The sequence below is a fragment of the Vibrio anguillarum genome, from assembly GCF_001989995.2.
GTDB classification, from domain to species: Bacteria; Pseudomonadota; Gammaproteobacteria; order Enterobacterales; family Vibrionaceae; genus Vibrio; species Vibrio anguillarum.
Genome location: NZ_JAHGUP010000038.1, coordinates 38,769 through 49,695 on the forward strand (window position 1 = coordinate 38,769; position 10,927 = coordinate 49,695).

Annotated in this window: 4 protein-coding genes; all 4 read left to right on the forward strand. The window is 47.5% G+C overall.

The window, feature by feature from the left end:
- Positions 1-97 precede the first annotated feature (97 nt).
- The 4 genes from PL85_RS10025 (at position 98) to PL85_RS10040 (ending at position 10,866) form a co-directional block, all read left to right on the forward strand.
- Complete coding sequence (locus PL85_RS10025; protein ID WP_017044472.1) at positions 98-976, forward strand: helix-turn-helix transcriptional regulator; 879 nt, start codon at positions 98-100, stop codon at positions 974-976.
- 373 nt (positions 977-1,349) lie between these two features.
- A complete protein-coding gene (locus PL85_RS10030; RefSeq protein WP_115340352.1) occupies positions 1,350-3,293 on the forward strand; it encodes a TonB-dependent receptor in 1,944 nt (647 codons plus the stop codon).
- A gap of 4 nt (positions 3,294-3,297) precedes the next feature.
- Positions 3,298-4,566, forward strand: coding sequence for an MFS transporter (locus PL85_RS10035; protein ID WP_019281877.1), 1,269 nt, complete (start codon positions 3,298-3,300; stop codon positions 4,564-4,566).
- Positions 4,567-4,677: 111 nt separating this feature from the next.
- Positions 4,678-10,866, forward strand: coding sequence for a non-ribosomal peptide synthetase (locus PL85_RS10040; protein WP_019281878.1), 6,189 nt, complete (start codon positions 4,678-4,680; stop codon positions 10,864-10,866).
- The last annotated feature ends 61 nt before the right edge of the window (positions 10,867-10,927 follow it).

A 10,927-nucleotide genomic window follows, 5' to 3' on the forward strand; every position in this document is an offset into this window, starting at 1 on the left:
TCATGATAATGATAACTTTTCTCATAAACCAATCGGACGTGATTTCACTATGCCTTACTATCGAGTTCCATTTAATTTGGATTTACTGGAAGAGTCCATGCAAACCAATGGCAATATCGTTTTTAAGCATGAACATTGCGAATTTTCGTTACGTTGCTGTGTGATCAATGATGACATGGTGATGAGCCAATTTAAGGGAAGGTTTGAAACACCTACCCAACTCGATACAGCCGATAAAACCGAATACGACAGTGTGACGATCATGCTGAATTTAGGGAATGCGGTTTACTATCAAATTAATGGCTTAAATACGGCAAAGATTTTTCCGGCCAACACTATTGCTCTTTGTTATTCCGATACACGTCATGGCTTCTGTCGCTATCAGCCGCAAATCACTCAGTTATTTGCACTGCAAGTCCCAAGACTTCTATTGCTTGAGTACATCAACGTCATGCAAATAAGTGAGCCACTAGCAGATAAGTTAGGACGTCGAGAGCCGTTTTTCCTAATCAGAACAGCTTCTGCTGCGTTGCAATTTATGGCCGTGAAACTTTCAGAGACCCATAATCAAAACAGCGCGATTCAACGCCAGCTTTGCTACTCATTCATCAGTGATGCAGCCCGATATCTAGTCTGCGATGACAGCACTCAACAACAAGGCGATAATCACAATCTCCTAGAAAAAGCGATGGGGATTCTTGATAGTGAGTACACTTTGCCACCCACCATTACCGAACTGGCTCGACGAATTGGAACCAATGAGACCTCTCTCAAACAGGGGTTTCGAAAAGAACTAAATACCACCATTCATCAGTACATAACTCAGCAAAGAATGACAAAAGCGGCTGAACTACTCAGCGCAGAAATCTACACTATTTCGCATATTGCTCATGAGGTGGGTTACTCCAATCATGGACATTTTTCCGCCGCTTTTAAAAAAGAATTCGGTTGCACGCCATCCAAATACCTAGCATAACAGGGTGCTCTCACGCCTAAAAAGATGGTCCCAAAAGCGTCATGAGCCATACCGCGATCCTCTATTTCTGGCCCAACACCACCAGCTATCACTTTGACAGTTATTTGTTTGAAACTCATCTAAAACAAAACCAGAAAAAAAATAAAAACCAACAAAATTAAATACTTAATTTTAATTAAGTTCAAAAATAGACGACCCGATCTATTCAAGCTTGTTTAAAATAACAATCATAAACGTCGATTCACGCTCTTTTTATGCCTTATTCAGTTAGCAGGTAAAAGACAGAATCGGCACTATAAGTTCAATATGGATACCACAGGAAACAGATTCGATGCATAGGAACAGCCTTAAACTTTCACCATTAACTTTAGCGATGACCTTAACTATGTTCACTTCAACCGCTTTCGCACTCGAAAGTGGCCATGATGTCATGGTGGTAGAATCGAGCAAGCAGTCGACCCTTCTTGAACAGATGGACAGTTCGGTCTTGATTAAAACAGGAGAAGAGCTTGAGCAAGCCGGAGTCGATCAAGTTCAAGACTTGGAGAAAGTGTTCCCGGGTCTATTGATCCAAACTCGCGGTAATCGTACTTATGCCAACACGACGATTCGTGGCATCAGTTCACCGGATTATTATTCCCCCACTATTAGCTTGTATGTTGATGGTGTGTTGCAAGACAGCGCCTTTTTAACTCAACCACTTGTTAATGTTGAGCGCGTCGAACTGCTAAGAGGCCCGCAAGGCACTTTGTACGGTGGTAATGCTCAAGGTGGTATTATCAATATCATCACAAAAAAAACCGTTGGACAGAACACAACCGTTGCTAGCGCGAGCTACAGTAACCTCAATGAGCAACTCAATGCTTCGGCAGCTCTCTCACTCAATGACTCGCTTTCCGCCGATATCGCACTGCGCGTAATCAAAGACAATGGCAACATTGAACACCTACCAAGTCAGCAGAAAGATGCTAATAATAGTCAACAATTCAGTGGGTTAGCTCGCTTACACTATTTACCACACAACTCGCCGTTCACTCTGACCTTATCAGTCGCCAATAGCAATCTGGATAGCCATGAAGAGTGGTATCTCACCCAAGCTGAATTTGACCAAAAAATGACGAGCCAAGCGATCCCTCAGCTCAAACGTATCGTTAACAGCTATGCGCTGCAAATGGGTTACGATTTAGGTGAAACTCAATTGACCAGTGTTACGGCTTATCAAAACCGTAACATCTATCGCCAGTTTATTGGAGGAGCTTGGCAAGAAGACCAAAATACTTTTAGCCAAGAGCTACGTGCCAATACGCAAGTCAGCGATGCCTTATCAACGCTATTTGGTGCTTATTTTGAACAACGCGACTTCGACGCAAAATCTGGCGTAGGCTCCCAAGTCACAAATCAGGTTGAAGCAACTCAATACGCTCTGTTTGGCCAAGCCATTTATGCGCTCAATGAACAGATTGACCTCACTTTAGGACTGCGTGCCACTCACCTTTCGACTCGTGCGGATTACAGTGGTAATCCGTCCTGGATGATTGATGCTTACGCACAAAATAAATCAGAAAACACCCTATCCCCCAAAGCCGCTTTAGGTTGGCAAATCACACCGGACTCTCGGGTGTTTACTTCCATATCAAGTGGCTATCGTCCCGGAGGCTTCAGTTTACAGCCACGCAGTAGCGGCGATAAAAATGGCTACAGCGCTGAGAAATCCCTTAATGGAGAGTTGGGCTGGCGTACTCGCTTAGCTGACAACATGGTTGATCTAAGCGGGGCTCTGTATTGGATAGAAACGGATGATATTCAACTCTATACTGGGACTCCTGGTAGCCAAGTGCTGCGTAATTTAGGGGAAGCGCAAAGCCGAGGCTTAGAGCTGCAGCTCGCTTTCTATCCCACGGATGATTTAACCTTGAATCTAGGCGGTACTTTCGGTAAATCAAGCTTCAAATCGGGGAATCAAGATATTGAGGGGAACACGCTACCGTACGCACCTAAAACCACACTGGTAGCGGGGATAGACTATGTATTACCACAAGCTTGGTTTAATGGCGCAGTCTCCCTTTCCTCGAATGCTCGCTATACCTCAAGCGTCTTTTTCGATGAAAAAAACACCTTGTCACAAGCGGGTTACACCTTAGTCGACTTAGCCATTCAGTACCAAGCAAACCCACACCTTTCCATGCGCCTGTTTAGCAATAATGTGACCGATCAAGATTACAAAACCTATTCGTTCGCAATGCCAAACGCCAGCGCAGCCTTGAGTAACTACGGGGTCGGCCGTGAAGTCGGACTTAACATCAAACTTGAGTGGTAATAGGATGGGTTTTCAAACAGCCAAACATTCCACGCTGAGCAAAGCTTCCTTGCTCAGTCTGTTAGCGGGGGTTTATACCACCCAAAGCCTGATTGGTATGTTCACACTGCAGGGTCTCCCTGCAGTGCTGCGTTCAGAAGGCGTCTCTACCTCTCAGATTGGGCTTTTCTACTTAGCTATGCTGCCGTGGGCGCTGAAATTTCTTTGGGCACCTTATGTGGAGAGCATTCGACAACAGGGCATCACTTTGACTCGTCACGCTTACCTGATTGGCTTGGCACAGACAAGTATACTACTGGTTTTAGGAGCCTTCTCATTTAACGCCGTGATCAGTGACCAAACGCTGTTGTTTGTTGGTGTACTCATATTGGCTTTACTCTCAACCTTTGCTGATATCACCACGGATGGCTTAGCAGTTGATGAGTTACCTGCCGATCAAAGACGTTTCGGCAATGTGATGCAAGTAGGTGGTGCTTATCTAGGAGCCGTGTTTGGTGGAGGCTTATTCATTTATCTCACTGCCAGTGTCAGTTGGCAAAATGCCATTCTACTGCTGATGGCGTTGCTCCTTTTCATGTCGCTACCAACTACCTCTTTATTTGGCAAACTGAAAACAGTGCAAAACCTTCATCATGAGCACCATCCATCTCTGAAAGCAGCCCTTACTAACCCCAAGGTAACTTTGGGTTTAGGATTAGTCGCGCTTTGCCAGTTAGGCACTCGGGGGGTGCAATCGATGATGATGCCCTTTTTATACGATCAAGGTATTGAACTGGAAGCACTTGGTCTGTTGGTTGCTGGTGGCGGTATTATCACCGCATTTATCGGGATAGGGCTAAGTGGTTGGTTGATGAAAAAAGTGAGCGCCATCAGCATTGTTCTCTTTTGTCTTGGGTTGGAGGCGTTGATATATAGTGGATTCACTTTCTATGCAGCACACATTATACCGCTAACCTATGGCCTAGAGGGGCTGTATGTACTCAATACGGTTCTGGTTGCCGCCAAATTTGTTGCTCTATATACCCTAATGATGGAATGGTCCTATGGTAATCAAGCAGGCGTTGATTTCTCTCTTTTCCAATCGATGGATATGTTGATCGCGATACTAATGGCGATGCTGTGTGGCTGGGTGATTGCTCAATTTGGTTACCAAGTTCATTACCTGCTGACATTCTCCGTTACTCTCTGCGCCCTACTGACACTGTATCAATTTCACGCCTACCAGCTAAGGCTAGGCAATAAGGATATTTACCATGTCTCTGAACACGCTTAATTTCTAAACTTCGCCCGCGATAACGCGGGCTATTCCATTAACTTTCTGCATGATGACACGGTTCATCAGGCGGGAGAGTTTTGCCTAAAATTTGCCGGGGTATGATGTCTTATGTCAGAACAACACCTGATTTTATCCACCTTTCGAGAGGCAATTTGCCAATCATTAGGCCTCTCCATTGACACGATCAGTGCAACAGACAATCTGTTTGAGCTGGGGGTCGATTCAATGCTGATGATGCGTATGGTAAATCAATGCCGCAGAGCCGGATGCAAGCTCACCTTAAAAGAAATATACCAAAATCCAACATTGGCACAAATTGGTGAGCTTATTCAAAGCAAGCTCGCGGGTAATCTCACAGGTAATGCTGGCGCGGTCAGTGAACAACGCCAACCCAACTTGTTACCCACTATGAGAGAGGGAACACCCTTTGCAATGACCTCGGTACAACTGGCTTATTATATTGGCCGTGATCCGCAGCAAGCCTTAGGTGGCAATGGTTGTCATCTGTATCAGGAGTTTAATAGTGTCGGTCTTGAAACCTCCGCGCTTGAACAGGCACTGAATCAATTACGTCTACGCCATCCCATGCTCTGTGTGCATTTCCAAAATGATGGTACTCAATGCTGGAAAGCGCCTAGCGCCCCATACCATATTACGGTGCACGACTTACGTCATTTAACCGATGATGACGCTGAACAAGCCATGCTGACGCTTCGTGAACAATTGAGTCATCAAGTGTTGGATGTAGAACATGGGCAAACCTTCGATTTTCAGATTGCCTTACTCTCTCATGAGCGGCGGCGTCTGTATGTCAGCATTGATCTGCTGGTGATGGATGCTTCCAGCTTTAGCTTGTTTTTCAATGAGCTCTCGCTACTCTTACAAAACAAAACCTTGCCTACTCATACTTCCGATTATGATTTTTGCAGTTATTTGCAGCAGGAACAGCAAGAGTTTGCGGCGCAAAAGAAGGCGGCTAATGATTTTTGGCAAACGCAATCCCCCCTGCTGCCCCCTGCGCCCAACTTACCCTTAGTGCAGGACCCATCCTTAGTTAAAAAACCGACTTTCCATCGGCGTAAACATTGGTTAAATCCAACTCAGTGGCAACAACTGCAAACGCTCTGCGCCGCCAATCAGGTCACACCGACCATGACTCTTGCCACTTTGTTTGCAGCAGTACTGTCACGTTGGAGTGGGCAAAGCCAGTTGTTGCTTAACCTAACCTTATTTGACTGTCACCCATTTAACCAGCATGTCCAGCAGATGCTCGCGGACTTTACTAACATTCTGCTCTTACCGACCGAGATTAACCAAGCCAGTCTGGCTGAGCTTTGCCAAACCCAGCAACAACGTTTTGCTGAGATTTATGAACACCGTTTTGTGTCTGGCGTTGAGGTGTTGCGTGAGTTAAAACGCCATGGTAGCCATCCTTACGGAGCCCCTATCGTATTCACTAGTAATCTTAACCATTCACTATTTGGTGATGATACCCATAGCCCACTGGGTGAACTCGGTTGGGGAATTTCACAAACTCCACAAGTGTGGCTCGATTTTGTTGCATCTAAGCAAGGTGATGGTATTGCACTGCAATGGGATGGGGTGGATGAACTGTTTGCGCAAGGTCTACTGGATACGCTGTTTAGCGCCTTTATTCAGTTGGTTGAGCATACACTACAAGGACAAGCAGCATGGCGGTCACCCTTACCAGACTTGCTTCCAACCAGCCAACGCCAAATCCGGGCTGAACGTAATCAGACCTCTAGTGAGCCGCCTCAGGGTTTACTGCATCAGCGAATTTTTGAGCAAGCGCAAGCCAACCCAAGCAACACCGCCCTTATCACTGCGGAACAAATCCTAAGTTATAACGATCTGGTAAGCCAAGCCAAACGGCTAGCCCAGACACTGCTCAACGCTGGAATGCAAAGTGGTGAGCATGTCGCCATCAGTATGGAAAAAGGGGTTGGACAAATCGTTGCCGTTTTGGCTATTTTGCACGCCGGTGGTGTTTATGTCCCTATTGCCCCTAATCAGCCTCTTAGCCGTCGTCAAGCGATTGAAGAGAGTGCTAATGTACGCATTGTGCTGCGCTGTGAGACCTGCGCGCAAAAGTTTGCATGGAGCTCAGCCACTCACATTGATTGGCAAACCCATGGCGATATTGCTCTTGAGACATCGCCATACTCATGTCAACCCGAGCAAGCGGCTTATATTATCTACACTTCCGGCTCAACCGGGACACCGAAAGGGGTGGTAGTCTCCCACCAATCTGCGCTCAATACTTGTCTTGATATCAACCAACGTCATCGTGTTTGCCATACCGATCGAATATTCGCCGTTGCTGCACTGCATTTTGACCTCTCGGTTTATGACATTTTCGGTGTGTTATCGGCCGGCGGAGCCTTAGTGCTACCTAAAGAGCAGCAAACTCGTGATCCTATGGCTTGGAATTCACTGGTCACGCAGCATAGTGTCACGCTTTGGAATAGTGTGCCTGCGCTGTTCGACATGTTCCTCACTTTTTGCGAGGGGATGAAATTCAACACACCGCAACAACTGAGAACAGTGATGCTCTCTGGTGATTGGATTGATCTCTCGCTACCCGGCCGCTACCGCTCTTTCCGTCCGCTCGGTACCTTCAGTGCCATGGGCGGCGCAACGGAGGCGGCGATTTGGTCAAACGAATATCTGGTTAATCACGTTGAACCGCACTGGCGATCCATCCCTTATGGCTACCCATTGACCAATCAAGCTTATCGAGTGGTGGATGAGGCTGGCCGAGACTGCCCTGATTGGGTGCAAGGTGAACTTTGGATTGGGGGTCTTGGGGTTGCTCAAGGTTACTGGAATGATGAACCGCGAACAGCAACACAATTTGTTCATGCTGTTTGTCCAGATAGCCATCAAATCCAACGTTGGTATCGTACAGGAGATATGGGCTGTTATTGGCCTGACGGCACTCTTGAGTTCCTTGGCCGCAAGGATAACCAAGTCAAAGTGGGGGGGCATCGCATTGAGTTGGGAGAGATTGATGCAGCCTTGAATCGTATTCAAGGTGTGCGTCATGGCGTCACTCTGGCCACTGAGCTCGCCGGCAGCCGAGATAAACAACTGGAATGTGTGGTGGTGCTCGAAGGAACCACGCTCTGCTCGCAATTAAAATCCGACCCACGGCTGCCACAAGATTATGCAACACTTTTCGAAATGCAGCCTAATACCGACATTGAGGACACCGGATCTCAGGTTGCGGATTTCTTATCGTGGCATTTACTTCAGACGCTGCCTAATAGCCTGCAATCTCAACCTTTAGCCAAACTCGCCCAATCTTATGGTGTCTGTGCACCCTATTTAGAACTCTTTAAGCAGTGGTGGCAACTGCTGTGTTCTAGAGGTCAAGCCACCACAGAGCAACAAGGCGCTGAACACTACTATCAACTCGTTTCTCAATCTAGTGTACAACCACAGACCAGCGCACTTTGCACAAATTTTTCTCAAGTCAGCCCACTGCTGCAACAAATCATCACCGGCCAAGCGGCCCCTTCTGTGATACTGGAGACAGAACTTGCGCCTGAGGTGATGCTCTTCAAAACGCCAGCATTTCAGGCCTTGCTGTCACACACAATCAAGGCAATATCGAGCTTGGCAGAGCAACTGTGCAGACCAATAGTCTTGATTGAAACCGAAGCGCGCAGTGGCTTGTTGGCACAGCATATCTGCTCTGCGCTCGGTCCTGAAAAAGTGTATTACTATGCCTTAGACTCTTCATTAAGCTTCACCCAACGTGCCGCACAACGTTTACAACGTTTTAGCCATGTCACAATCCAACATGGTTCACTGACTCATCTGGATACACTTGTTGGGCAAGCTGACGTAGTGCTACTCAATAATGTGTTGCACCGCCAAACCAACCCTATTGACTATTTGCAACACAGCACCCGATTACTCAAGCCGGAAGCCATGCTGTTGGTCAATGAGATGGCAAGCTTACCTGAAGCCAGTTTGATCAGTGCTCAGGTTTTACAACAGGCCCCGACTCTTTTATCGGACCAGCAGCTCGCAACCCACTTTGAGCTCGCCAAACTGTACTTACAACATGAGGCACTGGCCACAGAGCAACGACTTTATGTGCTCAGAAATCAACGTGTCTTGCTCAGCCCTGATAGCAGCCAATTATCCGCCAAACTCAGTTCACTACTACCGGCTTATATGGTGCCTAAACGCTTTACCTTTGTTGAATCTCTGCCACTCACGACAAATGGCAAAGTCGATAGAAAAGCGTTAATGGAATCCACTCGTGATACCAGCCGTCAGCAAGAACAATCTCAACCCGTACGGACCACCAAAGAGCAAATCGTCGCTCAAGTCTGGCAGGCGTTATTTCATCGCTCAGATTTACAAGCTGACAGTGATTTCTTCCTGATCGGAGGGGATAGTTTACTGGCAACGCGTTGTATGGGGGAATTACGCAAACAGGGTTACCAGGCGGATTTAACCGCTCTGTTTAGCCATCCCACTTTGTCACAATTCGCCGCCAGTTTAATTGAAATGACGGCTGATGAATCAAGCCCGCTTGCTCCTTTAGTCGCACAGCCCAGCCGGCGTTTTCTGCCTTTCCCAATGACGGAAGTGCAACAAGCCTATTGGGTTGGTCGTCAATCTGGGTTTGCACTTGGAGAAATAAGCTCTCAATTCTTTATTGAGTTTCGAGCTGAACAACTGGATGTTGAGCGCTTTAACCAAGCGATGAATCGCTTAATCCAGCGCCACGATATGCTCCGTGCCGTAGTGCGTGATCATCAACAGCAGGTTTTGATTCAGGTTCCTGCTTTTACGCTGACTTGTCATTTATTGGATGATATTGATGGTTTTCAAGCCAATGCCCTGCGTGATGCATTAGCCCATCAGGTAAAAAATAGTGCGCTATGGCCGCTGTTTACGGTTGAGGCAGTTAGCGCTTCCCACGGCGAGGCGCGCATTTTTGTCAATCTCGATAATATGATGCTCGATGGCTTGAGCATGCAGATCTTCTTTTCTGAGCTGCAAGCGCTCTATCACAATCCCGATCTTGTTTTAGAAGAGCTTGCGATCACCTTTAGAGATTATGTTGAATGGCAGCAACAAGCGGTCACCGAGCAAACACGTTCAACGGCGAAAAAATATTGGCTGCAGCGCTTGGCCGATCTGCCTGCGCCCCCGGCTTTGCCTCTGCAAAGTGATCCAAACCAGATTCACAAGCCTAAGTTTATTCGTGCCGCAGGCTCACTGTCTCCACAAGAGTGGCAAGCTTTGAAAAAGCTGGCCGCCAGACACCAAGTCACACCATCGGCTCTCTTGATCAATGCATATGCCAGTGTCCTCTCCGCTTGGAGCGATCAGCAAGCACTCACCCTCAACCTCACTTTATTTGATAGACCTGATGTCCATCCAAATATTGGGCAGATCATGGGCGATTTCACCACCCTACTGCTGCTCGCATGGCAGCCTGATCAGCATTGGCTCGCGAGCCTGCAGCGTCTACAACACCAGCTAGTCAACGATCTCAAACACAGCCAAGTTTCTGCGGTGTGGGTGATGCGTGAATTGGCTCGTCAGCAGCAGCGTACCAGCGCCACTATGCCGGTGGTGTTTACCAGCGCCTTGGGCACTTCTGAGCGCGATTTCCTCTCTGATTCGGGTTGGCTTAAACCGGTAGGAGGTCTATCACAAACCCCTCAGGTATGGTTGGATCACCAAGTCTATGAGTCCTCAGGACAACTCTGCCTCAACTGGGATGCCGTCGAGGAATTATTGCCTCAGCCCTTACTGGAACAGATGTTCAGCCAGTACCTCTCTCTGTTGCAAACGCTGGCGACTCAACCAGAGTCTTGGTCACAGCCATTAAACTTGCTGGTTCCCGCACCGCAAGGGGTAACTCGATTGATTCCCAGCCCAAGCAAGCTTGATAACCACGAAGCGATCTTGCCCCCAGTCGGCGGCGACCCGGTAACCATTTTAACCATTCGCGAACAGTTTCAGCAGATTGTGAATGTACCGATCAGCGAAAGAGAAAACTTCTTTGATGCGGGGGCTAACTCTTTGCAACTGGTTCAACTACACACCGCCTTACATTCACTGGCGATGCCGCTATCGGTTACCGACCTTTTTGCCTACCCCTCTCCGGCTTTACTCGCGGCTTGGTTATCGAAGGCGGAAAAGGTCGATAGCTCAAACGAAGCATTGAAAAGCAGGCAACAAAGAGTGAGCGATCGAAAAGCCAACCGTCGTCAACGAGCCACGTCATCCCCCCACATCGATTGACGTGAACAGAATCTATCAAATGCACAACAGGGTGGCGAAACTGACCACCCTGCAACTGAAT

Coding starts and splice junctions, on each gene's coding strand:
- PL85_RS10030 (WP_115340352.1), top strand. CDS start 1,350: ATGACCTTAACTATGTTCACTTCAACCGCTTTCGCACTCGAAAGTGGC.
- PL85_RS10025 (WP_017044472.1), top strand. CDS start 98: ATGCAAACCAATGGCAATATCGTTTTTAAGCATGAACATTGCGAATTT.
- PL85_RS10040 (WP_019281878.1), top strand. CDS start 4,678: ATGTCAGAACAACACCTGATTTTATCCACCTTTCGAGAGGCAATTTGC.
- PL85_RS10035 (WP_019281877.1), top strand. CDS start 3,298: ATGGGTTTTCAAACAGCCAAACATTCCACGCTGAGCAAAGCTTCCTTG.